This is a genomic window from Enterobacter cloacae complex sp. SYL001 (genome assembly GCF_049237025.1).
GTDB lineage: Bacteria > Pseudomonadota > Gammaproteobacteria > Enterobacterales > Enterobacteriaceae > Enterobacter > Enterobacter intestinihominis.
Genome location: NZ_JBMKJI010000008.1, coordinates 81,051 through 104,221, shown reverse-complemented (window position 1 = coordinate 104,221; position 23,171 = coordinate 81,051). Strand labels below are relative to the sequence as shown.

At 58.4% G+C, this 23,171-nt stretch carries 22 protein-coding genes and 1 riboswitch; of the genes, 5 read left to right on the top strand and 17 right to left on the bottom strand.

Features of this window, described 5'->3' with window-relative positions; translation table 11 throughout:
- Positions 1-359: 359 nt before the first annotated feature.
- The 6 genes from ACOTZP_RS10500 to moaA form a co-directional block, all read right to left on the bottom strand.
- Positions 360-1,067 (bottom strand): Bax inhibitor-1/YccA family protein, encoded by a 708-nt coding sequence (locus ACOTZP_RS10500; RefSeq protein ID WP_015571081.1) that lies wholly within the window; start codon positions 1,065-1,067, stop codon positions 360-362.
- Between the two features lie 58 nt (positions 1,068-1,125).
- Positions 1,126-1,578 carry a molybdopterin synthase catalytic subunit MoaE gene (moaE, locus tag ACOTZP_RS10495; protein WP_022647503.1) on the bottom strand — a complete coding sequence of 151 codons (453 nt, stop codon included), beginning with the start codon at positions 1,576-1,578 and terminating at the stop codon, positions 1,126-1,128.
- A gap of 1 nt (position 1,579) precedes the next feature.
- Complete coding sequence (gene moaD, locus ACOTZP_RS10490) at positions 1,580-1,825, bottom strand: molybdopterin synthase sulfur carrier subunit (RefSeq protein WP_022647502.1); 246 nt, start codon at positions 1,823-1,825, stop codon at positions 1,580-1,582.
- Positions 1,818-2,303, bottom strand: coding sequence for a cyclic pyranopterin monophosphate synthase MoaC (gene moaC, locus ACOTZP_RS10485; RefSeq protein WP_006809528.1), 486 nt, complete (start codon positions 2,301-2,303; stop codon positions 1,818-1,820). The genes moaD and moaC overlap by 8 nt, the downstream gene beginning before the upstream one ends.
- Positions 2,304-2,306: 3 nt before the next feature.
- On the bottom strand, positions 2,307-2,819 hold the full coding sequence (gene moaB / locus ACOTZP_RS10480; RefSeq protein WP_022647501.1) for a molybdenum cofactor biosynthesis protein B: 513 nt from the start codon (positions 2,817-2,819) through the stop codon (positions 2,307-2,309).
- Positions 2,820-2,843: 24 nt separating this feature from the next.
- Positions 2,844-3,833: a GTP 3',8-cyclase MoaA gene (gene moaA, locus ACOTZP_RS10475; RefSeq protein ID WP_165716002.1), complete on the bottom strand. Its 990-nt coding sequence runs from the start codon at positions 3,831-3,833 to the stop codon at positions 2,844-2,846.
- Positions 3,821-3,954: riboswitch (molybdenum cofactor riboswitch) on the bottom strand. (Overlaps the previous gene by 13 nt.)
- A 226-nt stretch (positions 3,955-4,180) precedes the next feature.
- Between moaA and yvcK the strand changes: the two genes are divergently transcribed.
- Entirely contained in the window at positions 4,181-5,089 is a 909-nt protein-coding gene (gene yvcK, locus ACOTZP_RS10470; RefSeq protein WP_023299636.1) for a uridine diphosphate-N-acetylglucosamine-binding protein YvcK, read from the top strand.
- 78 nt (positions 5,090-5,167) lie between these two features.
- Here the strand turns inward: yvcK and uvrB are convergent, their stop codons facing one another.
- Positions 5,168-7,183: an excinuclease ABC subunit UvrB gene (uvrB, locus tag ACOTZP_RS10465; RefSeq protein WP_003858519.1), complete on the bottom strand. Its 2,016-nt coding sequence runs from the start codon at positions 7,181-7,183 to the stop codon at positions 5,168-5,170.
- Positions 7,184-7,931: 748 nt separating this feature from the next.
- Here uvrB and ACOTZP_RS10460 point away from each other — a divergent pair.
- Positions 7,932-8,654 carry an ABC transporter ATP-binding protein gene (locus ACOTZP_RS10460; protein WP_022647498.1) on the top strand — a complete coding sequence of 241 codons (723 nt, stop codon included), beginning with the start codon at positions 7,932-7,934 and terminating at the stop codon, positions 8,652-8,654.
- Here ACOTZP_RS10460 and bioD read toward each other — a convergent pair.
- Genes bioD through bioB form a run of 4 tightly spaced genes read right to left on the bottom strand, consistent with a single transcriptional unit; the run spans position 8,617 to position 12,244 of the window.
- Positions 8,617-9,318, bottom strand: coding sequence for a dethiobiotin synthase (bioD, locus tag ACOTZP_RS10455; RefSeq protein WP_169819291.1), 702 nt, complete (start codon positions 9,316-9,318; stop codon positions 8,617-8,619). The two genes, ACOTZP_RS10460 and bioD, sit on opposite strands and share 38 nt — an antisense overlap.
- Positions 9,311-10,066: a malonyl-ACP O-methyltransferase BioC gene (gene bioC, locus ACOTZP_RS10450; protein WP_023299633.1), complete on the bottom strand. Its 756-nt coding sequence runs from the start codon at positions 10,064-10,066 to the stop codon at positions 9,311-9,313. Before bioC ends, bioD begins: the two co-directional genes overlap by 8 nt.
- Positions 10,050-11,207 (bottom strand): 8-amino-7-oxononanoate synthase, encoded by a 1,158-nt coding sequence (bioF, locus tag ACOTZP_RS10445; protein WP_069596375.1) that lies wholly within the window; start codon positions 11,205-11,207, stop codon positions 10,050-10,052. Before bioF ends, bioC begins: the two co-directional genes overlap by 17 nt.
- Positions 11,204-12,244, bottom strand: coding sequence for a biotin synthase BioB (bioB, locus tag ACOTZP_RS10440; protein ID WP_199008377.1), 1,041 nt, complete (start codon positions 12,242-12,244; stop codon positions 11,204-11,206). The genes bioF and bioB overlap by 4 nt, the downstream gene beginning before the upstream one ends.
- A gap of 86 nt (positions 12,245-12,330) precedes the next feature.
- On the opposite strand from bioB, the gene bioA reads away from it, so the two are divergent.
- Both bioA and ACOTZP_RS10430 read left to right on the top strand, forming a co-directional pair.
- On the top strand, positions 12,331-13,620 hold the full coding sequence (bioA, locus tag ACOTZP_RS10435) for an adenosylmethionine--8-amino-7-oxononanoate transaminase (RefSeq protein ID WP_074134790.1): 1,290 nt from the start codon (positions 12,331-12,333) through the stop codon (positions 13,618-13,620).
- A 47-nt stretch (positions 13,621-13,667) separates the two neighbouring features.
- Entirely contained in the window at positions 13,668-14,144 is a 477-nt protein-coding gene (locus ACOTZP_RS10430) for a kinase inhibitor (RefSeq protein WP_003858531.1), read from the top strand.
- Between the two features lie 91 nt (positions 14,145-14,235).
- On the opposite strand, the gene hutH is transcribed toward ACOTZP_RS10430, so the two are convergent.
- The 5 genes from hutH to hutI form a co-directional block, all read right to left on the bottom strand.
- Positions 14,236-15,756: a histidine ammonia-lyase gene (gene hutH / locus ACOTZP_RS10425; protein WP_199159609.1), complete on the bottom strand. Its 1,521-nt coding sequence runs from the start codon at positions 15,754-15,756 to the stop codon at positions 14,236-14,238.
- Positions 15,753-17,441: a urocanate hydratase gene (gene hutU, locus ACOTZP_RS10420; protein ID WP_271075258.1), complete on the bottom strand. Its 1,689-nt coding sequence runs from the start codon at positions 17,439-17,441 to the stop codon at positions 15,753-15,755. Before hutU ends, hutH begins: the two co-directional genes overlap by 4 nt.
- Positions 17,442-17,568: 127 nt before the next feature.
- Complete coding sequence (locus ACOTZP_RS10415) at positions 17,569-18,303, bottom strand: histidine utilization repressor (protein WP_271075259.1); 735 nt, start codon at positions 18,301-18,303, stop codon at positions 17,569-17,571.
- A gap of 19 nt (positions 18,304-18,322) precedes the next feature.
- Positions 18,323-19,261, bottom strand: coding sequence for a formimidoylglutamase (gene hutG / locus ACOTZP_RS10410; RefSeq protein WP_063150796.1), 939 nt, complete (start codon positions 19,259-19,261; stop codon positions 18,323-18,325).
- Complete coding sequence (gene hutI, locus ACOTZP_RS10405) at positions 19,258-20,481, bottom strand: imidazolonepropionase (RefSeq protein ID WP_271086604.1); 1,224 nt, start codon at positions 20,479-20,481, stop codon at positions 19,258-19,260. The genes hutG and hutI overlap by 4 nt, the downstream gene beginning before the upstream one ends.
- 223 nt (positions 20,482-20,704) lie before the next feature.
- Between hutI and ACOTZP_RS10400 the strand changes: the two genes are divergently transcribed.
- Positions 20,705-21,988 carry a putative acyl-CoA thioester hydrolase gene (locus ACOTZP_RS10400; protein WP_017384948.1) on the top strand — a complete coding sequence of 428 codons (1,284 nt, stop codon included), beginning with the start codon at positions 20,705-20,707 and terminating at the stop codon, positions 21,986-21,988.
- A 103-nt stretch (positions 21,989-22,091) separates the two neighbouring features.
- Here the strand turns inward: ACOTZP_RS10400 and pgl are convergent, their stop codons facing one another.
- A complete protein-coding gene (pgl, locus tag ACOTZP_RS10395) occupies positions 22,092-23,087 on the bottom strand; it encodes a 6-phosphogluconolactonase (protein ID WP_022647487.1) in 996 nt (331 codons plus the stop codon).
- Positions 23,088-23,171: the final 84 nt, after the last annotated feature.

Here is a 23,171-nt window from a genome sequence, read left to right as displayed (position 1 = left end):
CCGGGGCGAGGCGCAGGGATGCGCCGAGAGGGCGGCTTTACAGGGACGTTGCCTCCGCCCGTACCCGATAAGCCGGAAGGAATAAGCCGAGGGCACCGCGAAGCGGCGATTACCGCCGGGAGCCCGGGTCGCCAGGGTGGTGGCGACTGAGCCACCCTGGCACGTTCACCGGTCATGTCGTTACAGAGTAGCAAGGAACATAAAGTGAACGGAATGACCACCACCGCCGTATGTTCCCCTCACCCTAACCCTCTCCCCGGAGGGGCGAGGGGATTGCTCAGTGCTCGCATTAATTTGTGGGGAACCCTCAGCCCACAGGGAGAGGGTCAGGGTGAGGGCATCAGACAGCGCCACCCTCACTAACGCCGGTTGCCAAAAATACGCAGCAGCATCAGGAACAGGTTGATGAAGTCCAGATACAGCGTCAGCGCGCCCAGAATCGAGTATTTGCGCAGGTTTGAACTGTCGCGAACATCAATTTGTTCACCGATGTTTTTCAGTTTCTGGGTGTCGTAGGCGGTTAAGCCCACGAAGATCACCACCCCGATATAGGTCACCGCCCACATCAGCGCGTCACTCTTCAACCACAGGTTCACCAGCGACGCCAGCACAATCCCTATCAGCCCCATAAACAGCATGTTGCCGAAGCCGCTCAGGTCACGTTTGGTGGTGTAACCGTACAGGCTCATCACACCGAACATCCCGCCGGTCACCACAAAGGTGCTGGCGATGGAGGAGTAGGTGTAAACGATGAAAATACTGGAGAGCGTCAGCCCGGTCAGCGCCGAATAGAGCATAAACAGCGTGGTCGCCATGCCCGCACTGAGCTTGTGCACCAGCCCGGAGAGCACGAATACCAGCGCCAGTTGCGCAATAATCAGCCCAAAGAAGGTGATTTTGCTGGAGAAGATAAACATCATCAGTTCAGGCGTGTTTGCCGCATACCACGCGATAAACGCGGTAAGCAGCAGGCCAACCGTCATCCAGCCATATACCTGAGCCATGTAGGTTTGCAGCCCGCTACGGGTCTGCTGAACTATCGAATCGGAACGCGGAAATCGGTCCATGATTCACTCCTGATTAAGTAAACACACACGTTAAGACTAACACATCCACGTAAACCTGTTACCAGCGGCTGGCAGCCTGTTTGTCGCTGTCCCGCGATTCCACCCAGCGCTCACCTTCCGGCGTCGCTTCACGCTTCCAGAACGGCGCTTTAGTTTTGAGGTAATCCATGATGAACTCCCCCGCCGCAAAAGCACTCCCGCGATGGGCGCTGGTGACGCCGACAAACACAATTTCTTCGCCGGGCCACATTTCGCCGATGCGATGGATAACCGTAACGCGCCCCAGCGGCCAGCGGCCTCGCGCCTCTTCGACAATGGCCGCCAGCGATTTTTCGGTCATTCCCGGATAGTGCTCCAGCGTCAGCGCTTTTACGCTGTCGCCGAGATTATGATTACGCACTTTCCCGGTAAAGGTCACGACCGCGCCGTCTTCGTCGCGCCCGGCCAGCCAGTCATATTCCGTGCCCACGTTAAAACGCTCATGGCCAACCAGAATTCGGGTTTCCGTCATCTCAACCCCCTGTGACCGGCGGGAAGAAGGCCACTTCATCTCCATCAGCCAGCGGGTGGGTCAACTCCACCAGCGTCTGATTCACGGCGGCCAGCAATTTGCCTTCATCCAGCGCCAGCGCCCAGCGGTCGCTTTGCGCCGCCAGATGCGCACGCAGGGCGGCGACGTTTTCGAAAGAGCCGTCCAGCGTCAGGCTGTCGGTATTGATCAGCTCACGGACCTGGGCAAAAAAGAGCACCTTAATCATGGCTTTCCACCTTAAAATCACCGGATTTGCCGCCGCTTTTTGCCAGCAGACGCACCGGGCCAATCACCATATCTTTCTGCACCGCTTTACACATGTCGTAGATGGTCAGCGCCGCCACGGAGGCTGCCGTCAACGCCTCCATCTCCACGCCGGTTTTCCCAGTTAAGCGGCACAGGGACTCGATACGCACGCGGTTATGCTCCGGCTGCGCCTGCAAATTTACCTCCACTTTGCTAAGCATCAGCGGATGGCAGAGCGGGATGAGGTCCCAGGTACGTTTAGCGGCCTGAATACCGGCGATGCGGGCGGTGGCAAACACATCACCCTTGTGATGGCTACCGTCGATAATCATCGCCAGCGTCTCCGGCAGCATGGTGACGAACGCTTCAGCACGCGCCTCGCGCACCGTTTCGGCTTTGGCGGAGACATCCACCATATGCGCTTCGCCAGCGGCGTTTATGTGGGTCAGTTGTGACATAGCTTATTTCTTTAAATGGGGATGGAAATTACACGGACGGGTACGGGCATCCAGCTGCGGGGCAATAATGTTTTCCCACGCGGTGCGGCAGGCTTTGGTCGAGCCAGGCATGGCGAAGATCAGCGTCTTGTTCGCTACCCCCGCGACGGCACGGGACTGGAGCGTAGAGGTGCCAATCTCTTCAAATGAGAGCATGCGGAACACTTCGCCGAAGCCTTCTACTTCGCGATCGAACAGCGGAAGCAGCGCTTCCGGCGCCTGGTCGCCTGCGGTAAAGCCGGTGCCGCCAGTGATCAGTACAACCTGGACGTCATCACTCGCAATCCACTGTGAAACCTGAGCGCGAATGGCGTAACGGTTCTCTTTGACGATCGCTTTATCAACAATCTGGTGCCCGGCTTCGTGTGCCGCCTCGCGCAGCCAGTGGCCGGAGGTATCATCCTCTTCACCACGACGTTCGGAAACGGTAAGAATAGCAATGCGTGTCGGGATAAATTCCGCGCTTACCTGACTCATCTTCTGGTTCCTTCTAAAGCCTGATTACCCGCCGATATAGGACAGGTTCTGAGTAATGCCGGTGTTGCCCTGATGCAGGAAATGGGTCTGCTTTTTGTGCGTCAGCGCCTCGGAAATGCGTGCTTCAAGCGCGTCCTGTTGGGCGTCGTCTTCCAGCAAATCGCGCAGATCGACGCCGCCATCCCCGAACAGGCAGAGGTGCAGCTTGCCAACAGAGGAGACGCGCAGGCGGTTGCAGCTGGCACAGAAGTCTTTTTCATAGGGCATGATCAGGCCGATTTCGCCTTCATAATCCGGATGACAAAAGACCTGCGCCGGGCCATCGCTGCGCTGGCGGATCTGGTGGATCCAGCCGCGTTTCAGCAGTTCGTCACGCAGGACCATGCCGGAGATGTGATGGCGACGGAACAGCTCGCTGCCCTCCCCGGTCTCCATCAGCTCAATAAAACGCAGTTGAATGCGGCGCGGTTTGATCCACGCCAGAAAGGTGTCCAGCTGATGGTGGTTCACATCACGCATCAACACGGTATTGACTTTGACCTTGTCGAAACCGGCGGTGAACGCGGCATCGATGCCGTCCATTACCTGCTGGAACTTATCCTGGCCGGTAATGGCGTGGAACTGACGGGCGTCCAGGCTATCGACGCTGACGTTGATCGCCGTCAGCCCCGCATCGCGCCAGTTCGCCACGTCACGCGCCATGCGGTAACCGTTGGTGGTCACCGCTATCTGGCGGATACGTTCGTTTTCACGCACGGCGGCAATGATGTCAGGGAAATCACGGCGCAGGGAGGGCTCTCCCCCGGTAAGACGCACTTTTTCCGTACCGAGTTCAGAGAACGCGCGCGTGATGCGGCGTACTTCTTCCACGGAGAGAAAGCCATTATTGGTGACGCTGCCCGGCTTGTAGCCATCGGGCAGGCAGTAGGTGCAACGGAAGTTACACACGTCGGTAATCGACAAACGTAAGTAGAAAAACTTACGCGCGAAAGCATCAGTAAGTTGTGAAGCCATGTACACCTTTCCAGATCGGGAGGCACAGTCATTTCTTTCTGTACCCTGGTGGCAAATCCGCCACGGCCAGGGCGCCATATCTCTCGACACAGGCGCCAGGGCTAGAGTGTATGTTTTCAGTTTTGAAAACGTGGTTATGGCGATAGTAGCGTGGAAATCGCCACTTCGCCATTGTCGCTTTTCGCTATATAAATTTATACATAACGATGTTATCGTGCATTTTCACTACAGAATACGCAAAAACAGCGCTTTCGCATTGATATACGTCATTATGGTTTGTGAGAGGCATCGTCTTTTAGGAGTAGTTGCGTTACTGTGACGCAAGCTTAACAGGATAAGGAATAGGTATGCGCAATCGCACTTTTGCGGATCTGGACCGCGTGGTCGCTCTTGGAGGAGGTCACGGTCTGGGACGGGTTATGTCGTCGTTATCGTCACTGGGCTCACGCCTGACGGGCATCGTGACAACAACGGACAACGGCGGCTCAACCGGGCGGATCCGACGTGCTGAAGGCGGGATAGCCTGGGGTGATATGCGCAACTGCCTCAACCAGCTCATTACTGAGCCAAGCGTGGCCTCGGCGATGTTTGAGTACCGTTTTGGGGGAAATGGCGAACTTTCAGGCCATAACCTTGGAAATCTGATGTTAAAGGCGCTGGATCACCTGAGCGTGCGCCCTCTGGAAGCGATCAATTTAATTCGTAACCTGCTAAAAGTGGATGCGTTCCTGATCCCGATGTCCGAACAGCCGGTAGATTTGATGGCGATCGATGCTGACGATCACGAAGTGTATGGTGAAGTGAATATCGACCAGCTTCTTCTTCCGCCAAAAGAGCTGATGACCTACCCCAGCGTACCCGCAACGCGTGAAGCGGTTGAAGCGATTGGCGAGGCCGATCTGATCCTGATTGGGCCGGGGAGTTTTTATACCAGCCTGATGCCGATCCTGCTGGTGAAAGAGCTGGCGCAGGCGCTGCGCAGGACGCCTGCGCCCATGGTCTATATCGGTAATTTAGGCCGCGAACTCAGTCCGGCCGCGGCAAGCCTGTCGCTGGCGGATAAGCTGGACCTGATGGAACAGTATGTTGGTAAGAAAATTATCGATGGTGTCGTGGTCGGGCCAAAAGTAGATGTGTCGGGGATTGGCGATCGCGTGGTGGTGCAGGAGCCGCTGGAAGCCAGCGATATTAAATATCGCCACGACCGCCATTTGCTGCGCGAGGCGCTGGAGAAGGCGATTCAGGCATTAGGTTAGGTTCGTTTTGTGCGGCCTGATGCCCTCACCCCGGCCCTCTCCCACAGGGAGAGGGAGAAAACGCCACCGGGCAAAAAACTACGATGCCGCAATAAACAGATCCCGCAGCTGATGCAGCTGATCGCGGATTTGCGCAGCCTCTTCGAACTCCAGATTCTGCGCGTGCTGCATCATCTGCCCTTCCAGCTCGTGGATCTTTTGCTGCAACGCTTTCGGGGTCAGCGCGACGGTATCCTCTTCCACCACTGAACGGGCCTTGCCGCGGCCTTTCGCTTTGGTCTTCGCAATGTTCTGACCCAGCGCCAGGATATCCACCACCTTCTTGTTCAGCCCCTGCGGCGTGATGCCGTGCTCTTCGTTATAGCGCTGCTGCTTCTCGCGACGACGTTCCGTTTCGCCAATCGCTTTGGCCATCGACGGGGTGATTTTATCCCCGTACAGAATCGCCTTCCCGTTGACGTTACGCGCGGCGCGGCCAATGGTCTGGATCAGCGAGCGCTCGGAACGCAGGAAGCCCTCTTTGTCCGCGTCCAGAATCGCCACCAGCGACACTTCCGGCATATCCAGACCTTCTCGCAGAAGGTTGATACCCACCAGCACGTCGAACTCGCCCAGGCGCAGGTCGCGGATGATCTCCATACGCTCCACGGTATCAATATCCGAGTGCAGATACCGCACCTTCTCGCCGTGTTCTTCCAGATACTCCGTCAAATCCTCCGCCATACGTTTGGTGAGCGTGGTCACCAGTACACGCTCGTTGATGGCGGAACGGGCACGTATTTCCGAGAGCAGATCGTCCACCTGCGTCGCCACCGGACGCACCTCGATAATCGGATCCAGCAGCCCGGTCGGACGCACAACCTGGTCCACCACGTCATCACCGGATTTCTCCAGCTCGTAGTTGCCCGGCGTCGCCGATACGTAGATGGTCTGCGGAGCAAGCGCCTCAAATTCTTCAAACTTCATCGGACGGTTGTCCAGCGCTGACGGCAGCCGGAATCCGTACTCCACCAACGTCTCTTTACGCGCGCGGTCACCGCGGTACATCCCGCCGATCTGGGGGATCGTAACGTGGGATTCGTCGATCACCAGCAGGCCGTCCGCCGGAAGGTAGTCAAACAGCGTCGGCGGCGCTTCGCCCGGTCCGCGCCCGGAGAGGTAGCGTGAGTAGTTTTCAATGCCGGAGCAGTATCCCAGCTCGTTCATCATCTCCAGATCGAACTGGGTACGCTGGCTCAGGCGCTGCTCTTCCAGCAGCTTGTTGTTCGCCAGCAGCACCTTGCGGCGGTCTGCCAGCTCAATTTTAATCTCTTCCATCGCCTGTACGATACGCTCGCGTGGCGTCACGTAGTGCGTTTTCGGGTAGATGGTGAAGCGCTGGATCACCGACTCCACATGACCGGTCAGCGGGTCGAACAGCGACAGGCGTTCAACCTCTTCATCGAACAGCTCCACGCGCAGCGCCATGTCGTCCGATTCCGCCGGGAAGATATCAATCACCTCACCACGTACGCGGAAGGTCCCGCGCTGGAACGCCTGATCGTTACGGGTGTACTGCAGCTCCGCCAGACGGCGCAAAATCGCCCGCTGATCGATGATCATCCCCTGCGTCAGGTGCAGCATCATCTTGAGATAGAGATCCGGATCGCCCAGGCCGTAGATCGCCGACACCGAGGCCACCACCACCACATCACGACGCTCCAGCAGCGCCTTGGTCGCCGACAAACGCATCTGCTCGATATGTTCGTTCACCGAGGCATCTTTCTCGATAAACGTGTCGGAGCTGGGAACGTAGGCTTCCGGCTGGTAGTAGTCGTAGTAGGAGACGAAATACTCCACCGCGTTTTCCGGGAAGAACTCTTTCATCTCACCATACAGCTGCGCCGCCAGCGTTTTGTTCGGCGCAAGAACCATCGTAGGACGCTGAAGATCGGCAATGACGTTGGCAATAGTGAAGGTTTTACCCGAACCGGTTACCCCCAGCAGGGTCTGGTGCGCCAGCCCGTCTTCCAGCCCCTCTTCCAGGCGACGAATGGCCTCGGGCTGATCCCCGGAAGGACGGAAAGCAGAATTCAATTTGAACGGTTTACTCATGGGCGACGACCTGATGACAGAATAAGCGGCAGGTGAGTAATTTTACTCGTTGTGGCCAGGATTGCCAGTAAAAAACACTGGATGGAAAACCAGTAGCGTGTCAGGATATTTAGCGTAGCGCAGAGAGGATTAGTGCGTTCGCGAGCTAAATTTCAACTGTGACAATATAAAACACCAGCCTCAGGGGGTTATCCCCAGAACTATTACTTTTTTAACATTTGTCAAGGGCGGTTATGAAAGTTTTATGGCAACAGGTGTCGCTGGCGCTGAGGGAATTGCTTTTATCTAATTCGTTAAAAAATATAGACTATTTCCTAAAGCCGCGTTTCGCATCAATTTGGGCGTAACCCGCGTGTTCTCTCGCTTATCGCGTGTTTTCTAACTCTAATGCACAAGGTTATCCACAGGAATAGTGGATAACTGCCTCCAGCCCGTACAGCATGCACTCCAGCAAATTCCCGGTTTTTCCCACGAAGCGGCAGTAAAAAATTTTTATCACTCTTTTTTGCCTGGAAAACGTTCATTTTTTCATAAGTAACCGGCGAGATCTTAATCACAATTCCGTCATTTTCCCTGCACCACGATTCGACACGCACGGCACCGGGAGCGTGCAATTCGAACAAACGTTAAGCTTTTAGCAGTGGGTTATTCCTAAAAATGACTCTTTTTTAATCATTATTTTGTTTCTGGCAGGCGTTTTGCAGATATCAGCCTGAGCATTACCCCACACATTTTTAAGGAGAGAAAGATGTTGAGTCTGCGTGCTGTAAATCAGTTTTACGGAAGCCAACATACGCTATGGAACGTGAATATCGATTTCCCGCAAGGCATCTGTACGGGCATTGTTGGCCTGCCTGGCATGGGTAAATCCACGCTCATGAACTGCATTACCGGAAAGGTGCCCGTTGAGAGCGGCACCATCATATGGCATGAAGCTGGCGCGCCGCCGCGTAATTTGCTCAGCCCTGCGTCAGCATTCACGGCGCCGCCAACGATAGGCTACGTCCCGCAGGATCGGCGGATATTTTCCCAGCTGACCGTCGATGAAAATCTGCATATCGCTATGCGGGCGACGGGGAAATCCGACCCGACATCAAAAAATGACGTGTACGCCCTGTTTCCGGAGCTCTATCCGCTGCGACAGAGCCGTGCCTCTGCGCTGTCCCCCGACGACCAGTATCAGCTGGCCCTCGCCAGTGCTCTGGTTAATCGCCCGCGCGTGTTGATTCTGGATGAGCCCATGTATGGCGCAGGGCAAGGCTTCGCCCGCAGGCTGGGTCAACTGCTGGTACGGTTGAATCGGGAGCTGGGAATGACGGTGCTGTTAGCGGAGCAACAGCTGTCGTTTATCCGCCGGGTAGCGGATCGTTTCTGCATGCTCTATCGCGGGCGTAACGTGGCACAGGGCCACGTTAACGAGCTGGATGACGACCTTATTGCGCACTGGATGGCTCGGGACATAAGGCGCTGAGGTCAAGATAGCGTCCGGTTTCCGCCTGCTCTGCGCCGTCGGCAAGCCACGGGATCTCGCCGAGAAACGGCGCAGGCAGCACCCGCTTCAGCGTCGCCAGATACTCAGCATGACGTTTACCCGGCGCAACCACGTCATTGGCAATCCACCCTGCCAGACGCAACCCGGCCTGCTGCACGGCCTGAGCGGTCAGCATGGCGTGATTGATACAGCCAAGCTTCACCCCCACCACCAGAATGACCGGAAGCTGTTCGGCCTGCACCCAGTCAGCAAATGTCTGCTCGTCGGACAGCGGGGTAAACCAGCCGCCAGCCCCCTCCACCAGCACCCAGTCGGCCTGCGTTTCCAGGTTGCGTAATCCGGAAGAGAGCACCGAAAAATCAATCGAACGATCTTCATCGGCGCTGACGATGTGCGGCGAGGTGGGTTCAGCAAAGGTATAGGGGTTCACCGCAGAATAGGCCAGCGCAAGGCTGCTGTTACGCTGTAGCGCCAGCGCATCAGTATTGCGTAAGCCTTCCGGCGTCATCTCGCTGCCGGAGGCTACGGGCTTATACCCGGCCGTTGTTTTCCCCAGCAGACGCGCCGCCTGCAACAGCGCGGCGCTGGCAACCGTTTTACCGACTTCGGTGTCCGTACCGGTAACAAAATAACGTTCAGTCACGTTCAATAATCCCATGAAAAAGATGATAAGAGAGCGGGAACCGGCCCCGATCCTGCGGCCAGGCCAGCCCGAGACGCTGGAGTTGTCCGCGGGTAAGGGGTTTCTTCTCCCGACCGGCGTGCAGGTGCGTCGCGCCTATGCCCTTAAGAGAGCGCATGGCGCTTAACGCATCGCTAAATTCGAGGGTGACGGTCTGGACCTCGCTGCGATAACGCCAGCCTGCCAGCGCCTGAGTGACCTGTTCGTGCGAGAGAAACCTGTTGGCGTGCGGCTGCGCATCCACCGCCCTCCACGCCTGATTCAGCTCCGGCAACGAACTTTCCAGCAGGGTGGTAAAGGCCACCGCTCCGCCGGGCCGTGCCACGCGGTAAAGCTCGCGTAGCGCCTGCGACAGGCTGGTGCACCACTGCACCGCAAGATGGCTCCAGACGAGGTCAAACAGCGCATCCTCCAGCGGGATGGCCTCGATATCGGCCACCAGATAGCGCTCTGCTGACTGCTGCTGGCGGGCTTCATCCAGCATCTGCGCGGATAAATCCAGCGCCGTGACGTGGCTGCCCGTTGCGCGCCAGTAGCGGCTATTGCCGCCTGGCCCGCAGCCCGCGTCCAGCACCTGCATAAAATGCCCCTCACCGAGCGCGGCCAGCAGCCCGCGCGCGCTCAGGCGTTGCAGCTCATCGTGCTGTGAATAGCTTTGCGCTGCCCGGCCAAACGCGGCGGCAACGGCCTGTTTATTGACGGGAGACATACAGTGCCTCCAGAAGCGTATCGATATCCTGCGGCTCGTGCGCTGCCGTAAGCGTCAGACGCAAGCGCGCGGTGCCTGGCGGCACGGTGGGTGGGCGGATCGCCGTGACCCACTGCCCGCGTTCTCGTAGAGCCTGTGCCAGCATCAGCGCCCGATGGTTTTCACCCACAATCACGGGCTGAATGGCGCTGCGGGAGTCGGTAAGCCGGTAAGGCAGTTCGCTTACCCCCCGGCGAAAACGCTGAATATGGTCGGCCAGGCGAGCCCGGCGTTCAGCGCCGTCTTCGCCGCGGATCACCGCAAGCGACGCAGAGAGTGCCACGGCCTGCGCCGGGGGCATGCTGGTGCTGTAGATCAGGTGCCGGGCGAACTGCACCAGGTAGTCGGCCACCGGCTCGCTGCACAACACCGCGGCACCGCTGACGCCGAAGCCTTTGCCGAAGGTGACCACCAGCAGTTCCGGCCTGACGCCCTGCTGATAAGCGCTTCCGCGCCCCTCCTCGCCGGTGACGCCAATGCCGTGGGCATCGTCGACCAGCAGCCATGCGTTTTGCTGTTTTGCGGCGTCGTGCAACGCGGCCAGGGGCGCGCTGTCGCCGTCCATGCTAAATACCCCTTCCGTGACCGCCAGCTGAAGCCCTGAACAGGGTTTACCCAGCAGGACGTTCAGCTGAGAGGCATCGTTATGGGCAAAACGCCGCAGCTGTGCCGGGCTGAGACTGGCGGCTTCAAGCAGGGAGGCGTGGCTCAGGCGGTCCGCGATGATGCGGTCGTCTTTGCCCATCAGGGCGGCAATCACCGCCTGATTCGCGGCAAAACCGGAGATAAACAACAGCGCCCGCGGGTAGCCCAGCCAGTCGGCCAACGCTTCCTCCAGCGCCTGATGCGCCGTGGTGTAGCCGCTGACGTGCCCGGAGCCACCGCTGCCCACGCCGTAACGATCCGCGCCCTGCTGCCAGGCACGAACGATTTGCGGGTGCTGGCTCAGGCCCAGATAATCGTTGCTGGAGAAATTACAGAACCGCTCTCCTTCCCGGGTGAGAAAACGGCCTGCACCGTTTTCCACTACCCTGCGTACCCGAAACGCATCCGCCGCCCGCCGCTCGTCGAGCGCGGTCCTGATACGTGCCTGCCAGGTCATACGGCTGCCGCGTTGTAGAACTGGTCAGTGTCGGCGTTGAAAATCTGCTGCTCCAGCTGCTGCTGTTGCTCGTTATCCCCCGCCTGTACCCCGGTCTGGTGTGGGTTCAGCCCCAGCTTGCGGAACAGCTGAACGTCTTTGTCCTCTTCCGGGTTTGGTGTGGTCAGCAGTTTGCAACCGTAGAAGATGGAGTTGGCCCCGGCCATAAAGCACATCGCCTGAGTCTGCTCGCTCATCTGCTCGCGACCGGCAGAGAGGCGAACGTAAGAGGTTGGCATCATGATGCGCGCCACCGCGATGGTGCGGATGAAATCGAAGGCATCCACGTCCTCATTATCCGCCAGCGGCGTACCTTTTACCTTCACCAGCATGTTGATGGGCACGCTTTCCGGAGGGGTCGGCAGGTTCGCCAGCTGTAACAGCAGGCCGGCACGATCTTTTACCGTTTCGCCCAGTCCCACGATCCCGCCGGAACAGACCTTGATCCCCGCATCACGCACTTTATCCAGCGTATCCAGACGCTCCTGATAGGTGCGCGTGGTGATGATGTTGCCGTAGAATTCCGGCGAGGTATCGAGGTTGTGATTGTAGTAATCCAGCCCTGCCGCCGAGAGGCGCTGCGCCTGCTCCTCGTTAAGCGTACCCAGGGTCATGCAGGCTTCAAGCCCCATCTCCTTCACGCCCTTCACCATCTGCTCCAGATAGGGCATGTCGCGGTCATGGGGGTTTTTCCACGCCGCGCCCATGCAGAAGCGGGTTGAGCCAGCGTTTTTGGCCTTGCGCGCGGAGTCGAGCACCTGCTCGACTTCCATCAGGCGCTCGGATTCGAGACCGGTTTTATAGCGCGCGCTTTGCGGGCAATATTTGCAGTCTTCCGGGCAAGCCCCGGTTTTAATCGACAGCAGCGTGCTGACCTGAACATGACGCGGATCGAAGTGCTGGCGGTGCACCTGTTGCGCCTCAAACATCAGATCCAGGAAAGGTTTGTTGAATAATTCAGTGACTTGCGACATCGTCCAGCGTGCGTGGTGAGCCATCGGGCTTCTCCAAAGGGTTTTGTTAATTGTCGGTTCGGTTTATACTTGTAAACCTAAAACTTTTCAAAATGGTTTACAAGTCGATTATGACCCAGGACGATCTCGCCTTCGACAAGCAGCATATTTGGCACCCTTACACCTCCACGACCCGCCCCCTTCCCGTCTATCCGGTAGCCTCGGCCCACGGCTGCGAGCTGCATCTCGCCAGCGGCGAGCGGCTTGTTGACGGGATGTCCTCCTGGTGGGCGGCGATCCATGGCTACAACCACCCGCGTCTGAACGCGGCGATGAAAGCGCAGATTGACCAGATGTCACACGTGATGTTTGGCGGGATCACGCATCAGCCCGCGGTGGATTTATGCCGTCGCCTGGTAGCGATGACGCCTGAATCGCTGGAGTGTGTTTTCCTGGCTGATTCCGGCTCGGTGGCCGTGGAAGTGGCGATGAAAATGGCGTTGCAGTACTGGCATGCGAAGGGCGAAACGCGCCAGCGGTTCCTCACCTTCCGCAACGGCTATCACGGCGACACCTTCGGGGCGATGTCGGTGTGCGATCCGGACAACTCCATGCACAGCCTGTGGAAAGGCTACCTGCCGGAAAACCTGTTTGCGCCAGCCCCGCAGAGCCGCTTCGACGGCGAATGGGACGAGATGGACATGGTGGGCTTCGCGCGGTTGATGGCGGCCCATCGCCACGAGATTGCCGCCGTTATTCTCGAACCGATTGTGCAGGGCGCGGGCGGAATGCGGATGTATCACCCCGAGTGGCTGAAGCGCATTCGGAAGATGTGCGACCGCGAAGGGATTTTGCTGATTGCCGATGAGATCGCCACCGGCTTTGGCCGTACCGGGAAGCTGTTTGCCTGCGAGCATGCGGGGATCGCGCCGGATATTCTGTGCCTGGGGAAAGCGCTCACCGGCGGCACCATGACGCTCTCCGCCACGCTCACCACCCGCCAGGTTGCCGACACCATCAGCGACGGCGACGCGGGCTGCTTTATGCACGGCCCGACGTTTATGGGCAACCCGCTGGCCTGCGCTGTGGCAAGCGAAAGCCTCGCCATTCTGGAGAGCGGCGAGTGGCAGACGCAGGTGGCGGCGATTGAGGCGCAGCTGAAGCAGCAGCTAAGCGCGGCGGCGGATGCGGAATACGTCGCGGACGTCCGCGTGCTGGGCGCCATCGGGGTGATCGAGACAACGCATCCGGTGAACATGGCCGCGTTGCAGCGCTTCTTCGTTGACCAGGGCGTTTGGGTGCGACCTTTCGGTAAGCTGATTTACCTCATGCCGCCGTACAGCATTTCTCCGGATCAGCTCCACAAGCTGACCGGGGCAGTGGTTAAAGCCGTTAACATATCAGCGCATTTCACGATTTAACCCCATGCGTTACACTTTCTGAATGAGTGAGTAACGAGGGAAATAGGATGAAAATCATCAGTAAAGATTTGCGCGACGGCGAAAAGCTGCCGGAACGTCACGTGTTTAACGGGATGGGTTATCAGGGAGATAATATCTCTCCCCATCTGGCGTGGGACGATGTACCCGCGGGAACTAAAAGTTTTGTCGTAACCTGCTACGATCCGGATGCGCCAACCGGCTCGGGCTGGTGGCACTGGATCGTGGCAAACCTGCCCGCCGACACCCGCGTGCTGCCGCAGGGTTCCGGTTCCGATCTGGTTGCCCTGCCCGACGGTGCGATTCAGACCCGCACGGACTTTGGCAAAGCGGGCTACGGCGGCGCGGCGCCGCCAAAAGGGGAAACGCACCGCTATATCTTCACGGTGCACGCGCTGGATGTGGACAAGATTGAGGTTGACGAAGGGGCGAGCGGGGCAATGGTAGGCTTTAACGTCCATTTCCATTCGCTGGGCAGCGCGTCGATTACGGCGATGTATTCATAATCGTGCGGGCTGATGCCCTCACCCCGGCCCTCTCCCACAGGGAGAGGGAGAAAACCTAACAATTCCCTCTCCCTGTGGGAGAGGGTAAAAATCACAGCACGGAAGGTAGCAGTCCTGCAAGGGTTTCTTCTTCCAGAAGCTGTATCGCCTTATCAATATCCGGCGCAAAGAAGCGGTCCTCATCGTAGTGCGTAACGTGCTCGCGCAGCGTATGACGCGCCTGCTCCAGCAGCGGGCTGGATTTTAGCCCTTCGCGCAAATCAATACCCTGACACGCCGCCAGCCATTCCACCGCCAGCACGCCGCGGGTGTTGGAGGCCATCTCCCACAGTCGACGCCCGGCAGCCGGGGCCATCGAAACGTGATCTTCCTGATTTGCTGACGTTGGCAGGCTGTCCACGCTGTGCGGATGCGACAGGGCTTTGTTTTCGCTTGCCAGTGCTGCGGCGGTGACCTGGGCGATCATAAAGCCCGAGTTCACGCCGCCGTTGCGCACCAGGAATGGCGGCAGCTGGGACATGTGTTTATCCATCATTAGTGCGATTCGACGCTCGGACAAGGCTCCGATTTCGGCAATCGCCAGCGCGATATTATCTGCGGCCATCGCCACCGGCTCGGCGTGGAAGTTGCCGCCGGAGACCACCTCGTTTTCCTGAGCAAACACCAGTGGGTTGTCGGACACCGCATTGGCCTCCACCAGCAGCACTTCTGCCGCCTGGCGAAGCTGTGTCAGGCATGCGCCCATCACCTGCGGCTGGCAGCGCAGAGAATACGGATCCTGCACCTTCTCGCAGTTGTGATGCGAATCGGCAATGTCGCTGGTATCGGTAAGTACGTGGCGGTACATGGCTGCGGCATCAATCTGACCACGCTGGCCGCGCACCTCGTGGATGCGGGCATCGAACGGACGACGCGAGCCGAGCACCGCTTCAGTGGTCAGCGCACCACACACCACCGCGGAGGCGAACAGATCTTCCGCTTCAAACAGGCCGCGCAGCGCAAAGGCCGTCGACGCCTGCGTGCCGTTGAGCAGCGCCAGCCCTTCTTTTGCTGCAAGAGTAATCGGCGCTAAGCCGGCTTTTTTTAGCGCCTCTTTCGCAGGCAGCCACTCCCCTTGCCAGCGCGCCTGGCCTTCACCCAGCAGGAGCAGTGACATATGCGCCAGCGGCGCCAGATCGCCGGAAGCTCCAACGGAGCCTTTTGCCGGTATCCACGGATAAACTTCCGCATTGACCAGCGCCATCAGCGCCTGGATCACGCTCAGACGAATGCCGGAAAACCCACGCGCCAGGCTGTTGATTTTCAACACCATCATCAGGCGGACGATCTCATCGTCCAGCGGCTGGCCAACCCCCGCCGCGTGCGACAACACCAGCGAACGTTGTAAATTCTCCAGATCGTGCGTGGCAATGCGGGTCTGTGCCAGCAGGCCAAACCCGGTATTGATGCCGTAGGCGGTGCGCCCCTCCGCTACAATCGCCTCCACGCAGGCCACGCTGTCGTTAATGGCACGGTGGGCGCTTTCATCAAGGGCGAGTGTCACCGGCTGACGCCAGACGTGACGCAGCTGTTTGAGCGACAAAGAGCCGGGAGTAAGTGTTAACGCGTTCATGCAGGCTTTCCTTGTGTGGCGGGGATCATCGGCAGGTTCAGGCCCTGCTCTTTGGCACAATCAATGGCAATCTCGTAACCCGCATCCGCGTGGCGCATCACGCCGGTTGCCGGGTCGTTATGCAGCACGCGAGCAATACGTGCCGCCGCTTCGTCGGTACCGTCACAGACGATGACCATCCCGGAGTGCTGGGAGAAGCCCATCCCGACGCCGCCGCCGTGGTGCAGCGACACCCAGGTTGCGCCGCTGGCGGTGTTCAGCAGGGCATTCAGCAGCGGCCAGTCGGAGACCGCATCCGAGCCGTCGCGCATGGCTTCGGTTTCACGGTTCGGACTGGCGACAGAGCCGGAGTCCAGGTGGTCGCGGCCAATGACGATCGGCGCGGAGACTTCGCCGCTGCGCACCATTTCGTTAAAGGCGAGGCCGAGTTTTTGCCGCCACTCCAGCCCGACCCAGCAGATACGCGCTGGCAGGCCCTGGAAATTAATGCGCTCGCGCGCCATGTCCAGCCAGCGGTGCAGGTGCTCGTCGTCGGCGACAATTTCCTTCACTCTGGCGTCGGTTTTGTAGATATCCTCCGGGTCGCCGGACAGGGCAACCCAGCGGAACGGCCCGATGCCGCGGCAGAACAGCGGACGAATATAGGCGGGCACGAAGCCGGGGAAGTCAAAGGCGTTATTCACCCCCATCTCTTTCGCCATCTGGCGGATGTTATTCCCGTAATCAAAGGTCGGAATCCCCATCTTACTGAAGGCCACCATCGCGGAGACGTGTTCCGCCATGGCGCGTTTAGCCGCCAGTACCGTGCCCTCAGGATCGGTTTCCGCTTTTTGCTGGTAGTCTTCCCACGTCCAGCCTTTTGGCAGATAGCCGTGGAGCGGATCGTGAGCGCTGGTCTGGTCGGTGACCAGATCCGGACGCACGCCGCGCGCCACCAGTTCCGGCAGAATATCCGCCGCGTTGCCGCACAGGGCAACCGACACGGCTTTGCCTTCAGCGGTGTACTTTTTGATGCGCGCCAGCGCGTCATCGAGGTTGTCGGCCTGTTCATCAACATAGCGGGTACGCAGACGGAAATCGATGCGGCTCTGCTGGCACTCAATGTTCAGGGAGCACGCGCCCGCCAGCGTCGCGGCCAGCGGCTGCGCGCCGCCCATGCCGCCCAGTCCGGCGGTGAGCACCCAGCGGCCTTTCAGTGATCCGTTATAGTGCTGACGGCCCGCTTCCACGAAGGTTTCATACGTGCCCTGCACAATCCCCTGGCTGCCGATGTAGATCCAGCTACCCGCGGTCATCTGGCCGTACATGGCCAGCCCTTTTGCGTCCAGCTCGTTGAAGTGTTCCCACGTCGCCCAATGCGGCACCAGGTTGGAGTTGGCAATCAGCACACGGGGCGCATTTTTATGGGTTTTGAATACGCCAACCGGTTTGCCGGATTGCACCAGCAGCGTTTCGTCGTTTTCGAGATTCGTCAAAGACTCAACAATCGCGTCATAGCACGCCCAGTTGCGCGCGGCGCGGCCAATGCCGCCGTAGACCACCAGCTCATGGGGATTCTCTGCTACCTCAGGATCAAGGTTATTCATTAACATGCGCAGCGGTGCTTCGGTGAGCCAGCTTTTTGCGGTGAGCGTGGTGCCGCGCGCAGCGCGGACATCCTGCTTGCGGTATTTATCTGACGACATTGTGTGTTCCTCACAAGGGACAGGTGATGCATTTAGATATACTTGTATAGACAAGCACACACAAGGTCGGATTTAACAAAAAAGATACAATTTTGCTATATTGCGTTAGCGATCACGCTTATAAAACTTATGACATAAAGTGGCCCTGCAACCGGTAACGATTCCCCGGGAACAGCAGCTTCGCATGCGACACGATCTGCGAGGATGACCAGGTACGACGGCGGATCAGCAGGCAGGGTTCGTGCTCTTTAATACGCAACAACTCGCACTCCTGAGGCGTGGCGCGCACGGCCTCCACGATATGCTCCCCTTCCGTCAGCGGGGCGACGAGCGAGAGATACGCATGCGGTGTGGTTTGGGTGTAATCCTGGTTCAGGTAGTCCAGGATCCGCTCCGCGTTGACGCAGCGATCTTCAATCTGGACCGGAATATCGTTCTCATAATGCACCATCACCGAATGGAAGATCCGGGTGCCCTCTTTAACGTTCAGCTCGATGGCCTGTTCGGCGCTGGCCTGCGTCTCTTCAAGCACCAGCACTTCGCAGTGGTGCTGATGGTTGCGGGCGGCAATTTCATCGGCAATGCTGCGGATTTCAAACAGCGCCGACTGTCCTTTTGGCTCGGCGACAAAGGTTCCGACACCCTGCAAACGCACCAGCAACCCTTCATCGGTCAGTTCCCGCAGCGCCCGGTTAATGGTCATTCGACTAAAGCCATACTGCGCGACCAGTTCAGCTTCGGAGGGAATACGGTCGTGCGGACGCCAGACGCCGGCAGCAATTTTTTCGCTGATCGCCTTTTTCACCTTCTCATAAAAAGGTGCGGGTGGGCTGGAGGGTTGCTGCGGTGAGCGTGAAAACATGCTGACTCCTGTAATGTGGTTATGCCCACCAGTGAGCAATTTGCCAGGCCAGTCGGGCGGCAAGCTTCGCCCCCTGACCGTCCCGGTCGTAGTGCGGATTATATTCCACCAGATCCGCCGCCTGTAGTTTACCGCTTCGGCAGATACGCTCAATCACCGGGAACAGATCCAGCGCCGGGATCCCCAACGCCGCAGGGGCGGATACGGCGGGCATTTCTGCGGCGGGCAGCACATCAAGGTCAATGGTGAGATAAACCCGGTCTGCCTGCGCAAGCACGCTATCCAGCGCGGATAGCGCATCCCGGCGAAAATCGAGATCTTCAACCAGCATCACGTTCAACCGTTCAGCTTCCTCCCACAGCGCCTGGGTATTCGCCGCACGGCTTACCCCCAGGCAGGCATAGTGAAACGCCCGCGACTGCGACGCGCAGTAGTGCGCCAGCTGGCGGAACGGCGTGCCGGACGTAGCCCGTTCAGCCTTACGTAAATCGAGGTGCGCATCCAGGTTGATCACCGCAATGCGATCGTTCGGAAAGGCATCCAGCACGCCGCGCCCGTGCGCCCAGGCGGTTTCATGTCCACCGCCGAAAACCAGAGTACGCATCCCGGATTGCTGGCACGCGGTAATGGCCTCGCTCAGCGCCTGCTGTGCCGCCTCCAGCGCATTGCCTTCAACAAAAATGGAGCCCATATCCACGAGGCGCGCATGCCCCTGATGGCTCGCCATATTCGCCAGCGCGCCGCGCAGCACATCGGGAGCCTGTGCAGCACCGGGCCTGCCCTGGTTACGCTTAACCCCTTCATCACATTCAAAGCCCAGCAGGGCGATGCCTGACGGCACGGGTGCAAAGTGTTCGCGCTGCTGTATGGTCTGGAAGAGACGTTTCGCGGTGCTGGATTCGGCGCTGTCGTCACGACCCTGCCAGACCTGCGGGGAAACGGGATGCCACAATTTCATGCTACCTGCCCCCGAAACACGCGTTGATATAAAGGATTCCGCCCCGGCTCGTAAACCATCTCAACCGGATGATTCGCCTCCCAGACGACGAAATCAGCCACATAACCGGGCTTTAACTGCCCGTGCGTCGCGCCACGTCCTAGCGCCTGCGCCGCATGCCGCGTCACGCCAGCCCAGGCCTCTTCCGGCGTGAGGCCAAACTGGACGCAGGCCATGTTCATTGCCAGATGCAGGCTGGCAAACGGGCTGGTGCCCGGGTTGTAGTCGGTAGCCACCGCCATCGGCACGCCCTGCTCTCTGAGCTGCGCCACCGGTGGACGCTGGCGCTCCTGAAGAAAATAGAACGCGCCGGGGAGCAATACCGCCACCGTGCCGCTTTGCGCCATCGCCTGAATACCTGCATCATCGAGATACTCAATATGATCGGCCGACAGCCCCTTATACTGGCTGACCAGCGCCGCGCCGCCCAGATTCGACAGTTGCTCTACATGCCCTTTAACCGGTATCCCGAGCGCGGCGGCGGCCTGGAACAGGCGCTCGGTTTGCGCCGGGGTAAAGCCGACGTTTTCACAAAATACGTCCACCGCTTCAAATAACTCTTTTTGCCACAGCGTGGGCATGATCTGCTCACAGACCAGCGTGAGATAGGCATCCGGATCCTGTCGGTACTCGGCAGGAACGGCGTGCGCGGCCAGCAGCGTCGGGCTGATATCGACCAGATTGTTCAGGCTGAGCTGGCGGGCAACCAGCAGCATTTTCTCTTCGGCCTGGACGTTCAGTCCGTATCCCGATTTGATTTCAATGGTCGTTACGCCTTCATTCATCAGCCGCTGGAGCCGCTGCTGTGCCACCGTCAGGAGCATTTCCGGCGAACTGTTGTGGGTCGCCGTGACCGTGGCGTTAATACCGCCGCCCTGCGCGCTAATGGTCTGATACGACACGCCGTTAAGCCGTTGCTCCCATTCCGCTGCGCGATCGCCGCCGAACACCAGATGGGTGTGGCAATCGATCAGGCCGGGAGTAACCAGACGCCCGTCGAGATCGACACACTGACGATGCCCGGAGGGGATCTCGGCTTCAGGAATAACGGCCGCAATCGTCTGGCCGCGCACGACGAGGGCATGTTGTTCTTTCAGGCCGTAGGGTTCCGGCTCACCTGTCGCCAGGGTCGCCAGTCGCGCATTTCGCCATATCACATCATCGGGATGAAGCTGCTGCATGTGCCTTCCGCTTGTCATGGGTTGTATAGTCATTTATTTTCATCTGTCACCTGCTGTCAACCGCATTGCAGGAAAATGTTATTTATTTGTGATGACTTTCCCGTCGCCTGCGGGCAAAAATGCAACTTTTCCCGTTTTTATCTTCCCGTTTCGCTCAACTTAGTATAAAAAAGCAGGCTATTTCGTCTATTCAGATAAGACTTGCATACCCAGGAGCATTACCTTGAATATTTCCAGGATTTCCCGTCTGGCGTTGGCACTCGCCTTTGGCGTGACTTTATCCGCTTGCAGTTCAACACCACCGGATCAGCAACCTTCTGAGCAGGTTGCTCCGGGCACCGCTTCCCGTCCGATCCTGTCAGCGGCTGAAGCGAAGAACTTCACCCGTGCGCACTATTTCTCGGCGATGGATCCCAATGCAGCCCCATGGACGCCTTCTTCTATTAACCTGCCGAAACAGCCAGACTTCGTTGTCGGCCCGGCCGGGGCAGAGGGCGTTACGCACACCTCAATTCAGGCAGCTGTTGATGCCGCAATCACCAAACACAGCGCATCTCGTCAGTACATTGCCATCCTGCCGGGTGAATACGAAGGAACCGTTTATGTTCCAGCGGCACCGGGAAGCATTACGCTTTACGGACTTGGCGAAAAAGCGGTCGACGTGAAAATTGGCCTGGCGATTGATTCAGAGATCGACAGCACCACCTGGCGCCATCTGGTGAACCCGGCCGGTAAATACATGCCAGGTAAACCGGCGTGGTATATGTTTGATAACTGCCAGCGCAAACGTGCCGCCACCATTGGCGTGATGTGCTCGGCAGTATTCTGGTCACAGAACAACGGCCTGCAATTGCAGAACCTGACCATTCAAAACACCCTGGGCGACAGCGTTGACGCAGGTAATCACCAGGCCGTGGCGCTGCGTAGCGATGGCGACAAGGTACAGATTAACAACGTCAATATCCTGGGCCGCCAGAATACCTTCTTCGTGACCAACAGCGGCGTGCAGAATACCCTTCAGAACAATCGTCTGACGCGTACTCTGGTCACCAACAGCTACATTGAAGGCGACGTGGATATGGTCTCCGGTCGCGGCGCGGTGGTGTTTGATAACACCGACTTCCGCGTGGTGAATTCACGTACGCAGCAGGAAGGTTACGTCTTTGCCCCGGCCACGCAGTCCAATCTGTTCTATGGCTTCCTGGCCGTGAATAGCCGCTTTACTGCTGCTGGCGATGGCGTGGCGCAGCTTGGCCGCTCTCTGGACGTGGACTCCGCCACTAACGGCCAGGTCGTGATCCGCGACAGCGTGATTAACGAAGGCTTTAACATGGCGAAACCGTGGGCGGATGCGGCGATCTCGAAACGTCCTTTCTCCGGCAACACCGGCACGGTGGATGATAAAGACAACGTGCAGCGTAACCTGAACGACGCTAACTTCAACCGCATGTGGGAATACAACAACCGCGGTCTGGGTAGCAAAGTGGTTGCTGAACCGAAGCAGTAAAATGCCTGCTGCCGGGTGGCGGCTACGCCTTACCCGGCCTACCTCATGCATTAACCACGCATAAAAAAACCTCGCATGTGCGAGGTTTTTTTTCCTCTACGGATCAGTGAGCGTTAATCACAACCCACATCGGCCCTTGTCCGACCGCATAGCGTCCTTTCTCTTCCAGTAGACCCTGCACGCCTTTGATTTCATAGAGCGCGATGTGGTGGGATTTCTGCCCCGCCGCAATCAGGTATTTGCCGCTGTGGTCGACATTAAAGCCGCGCGGCTGGGTTTCTGTCGGCTGGAAGCCCTCAACTGCCAGAACGCTGCCGTCTTCAGAGACGCTGAAGATTGTGATCAGACTGGAGGTACGGTCACAGGCATACAGGTGGCGGCCATCCGGCGTGATGTGAATGTCTGCCGCCCAGCGTGTGTCGGAGAAATCAGCTGGCATCATGTCCAGCGTCTGTACGCACTCGATCTGCCCGTTAGGATCGTTCAGCTCCCAGACATCTACCGAGCTGTTCAGCTCGTTAACGACATAGGCATACTGCTGATTCGGGTGGAAGACCATATGGCGCGGGCCTGCGCCTTCCACGGTGGTGACTTCCGCCGGGCTCTGCGCGACCAGATGACCGTCATCGCTCAGGGTAAACAGGCAGATGCGATCCTGCTTCAGCGCTGGCACCCACAGCGTGCGGTTATCCGGCGAAATGTTGGCGGAGTGGCAACCCTCAAGCCCTTCTACCACGTCGACGGTTTCAACGGGAATACCGTCTTCCAGGCGGGTGACGCTCACGCAGCCTGCATTGTAGGAGCCGCTGAAGATAAAGTTGCCTTTATGGTCGGTAGAAATATGGGTCGGGCTGCCCGGCAGCGGCGCTTCTGCGGTATAGGTCAGCGCGCCGTCATCCGGGGAGATACGGTATGCGAGTACGCGGAATTCCGGGCGTACCCCGACATAAAGAAAACGTTTATCCGGGCTGACGACCATCGGCTGCACCTGGCCTGGCACATCAACAACCTGAACCAGCGTAAGCGAACCTTCTGTATTCAAACGCCAGACATGGATCTGCTGACTTTCAGGACTGGCGGTATAAACGGTTTGTTTCATGAATACTCCTGATTATTTTTAACGGTGAATGCTGAATTGTAGTCCGGGATTTTGCAGGGTTCCGCTCTCGGTGTACCATCCCGA

What these genes read in the sequence shown, in the direction of transcription:
- ACOTZP_RS10430 (WP_003858531.1), top strand. Translation starts at nt 13,668, where the DNA reads ATGAAAATCATCAGTAAAGATTTGCGCGACGGCGAAAAGCTGCCGGAA.
- moaA (WP_165716002.1), bottom strand. Translation starts at nt 3,833, where the DNA reads ATGGCTTCACAACTTACTGATGCTTTCGCGCGTAAGTTTTTCTACTTA.
- ACOTZP_RS10500 (WP_015571081.1), bottom strand. Translation starts at nt 1,067, where the DNA reads ATGGACCGATTTCCGCGTTCCGATTCGATAGTTCAGCAGACCCGTAGC.
- bioB (WP_199008377.1), bottom strand. Translation starts at nt 12,244, where the DNA reads ATGGCTCACCACGCACGCTGGACGATGTCGCAAGTCACTGAATTATTC.
- moaE (WP_022647503.1), bottom strand. Translation starts at nt 1,578, where the DNA reads ATGACGGAAACCCGAATTCTGGTTGGCCATGAGCGTTTTAACGTGGGC.
- ACOTZP_RS10460 (WP_022647498.1), top strand. Translation starts at nt 7,932, where the DNA reads ATGTTGAGTCTGCGTGCTGTAAATCAGTTTTACGGAAGCCAACATACG.
- moaB (WP_022647501.1), bottom strand. Translation starts at nt 2,819, where the DNA reads ATGAGTCAGGTAAGCGCGGAATTTATCCCGACACGCATTGCTATTCTT.
- bioC (WP_023299633.1), bottom strand. Translation starts at nt 10,066, where the DNA reads ATGTCTCCCGTCAATAAACAGGCCGTTGCCGCCGCGTTTGGCCGGGCA.
- ACOTZP_RS10415 (WP_271075259.1), bottom strand. Translation starts at nt 18,303, where the DNA reads ATGTTTTCACGCTCACCGCAGCAACCCTCCAGCCCACCCGCACCTTTT.
- hutH (WP_199159609.1), bottom strand. Translation starts at nt 15,756, where the DNA reads ATGAACGCGTTAACACTTACTCCCGGCTCTTTGTCGCTCAAACAGCTG.
- bioA (WP_074134790.1), top strand. Translation starts at nt 12,331, where the DNA reads ATGACCCAGGACGATCTCGCCTTCGACAAGCAGCATATTTGGCACCCT.
- hutU (WP_271075258.1), bottom strand. Translation starts at nt 17,441, where the DNA reads ATGTCGTCAGATAAATACCGCAAGCAGGATGTCCGCGCTGCGCGCGGC.
- hutG (WP_063150796.1), bottom strand. Translation starts at nt 19,261, where the DNA reads ATGAAATTGTGGCATCCCGTTTCCCCGCAGGTCTGGCAGGGTCGTGAC.
- bioF (WP_069596375.1), bottom strand. Translation starts at nt 11,207, where the DNA reads ATGACCTGGCAGGCACGTATCAGGACCGCGCTCGACGAGCGGCGGGCG.
- pgl (WP_022647487.1), bottom strand. Translation starts at nt 23,087, where the DNA reads ATGAAACAAACCGTTTATACCGCCAGTCCTGAAAGTCAGCAGATCCAT.
- uvrB (WP_003858519.1), bottom strand. Translation starts at nt 7,183, where the DNA reads ATGAGTAAACCGTTCAAATTGAATTCTGCTTTCCGTCCTTCCGGGGAT.
- moaC (WP_006809528.1), bottom strand. Translation starts at nt 2,303, where the DNA reads ATGTCACAACTGACCCACATAAACGCCGCTGGCGAAGCGCATATGGTG.
- hutI (WP_271086604.1), bottom strand. Translation starts at nt 20,481, where the DNA reads ATGCAGCAGCTTCATCCCGATGATGTGATATGGCGAAATGCGCGACTG.
- yvcK (WP_023299636.1), top strand. Translation starts at nt 4,181, where the DNA reads ATGCGCAATCGCACTTTTGCGGATCTGGACCGCGTGGTCGCTCTTGGA.
- moaD (WP_022647502.1), bottom strand. Translation starts at nt 1,825, where the DNA reads ATGATTAAGGTGCTCTTTTTTGCCCAGGTCCGTGAGCTGATCAATACC.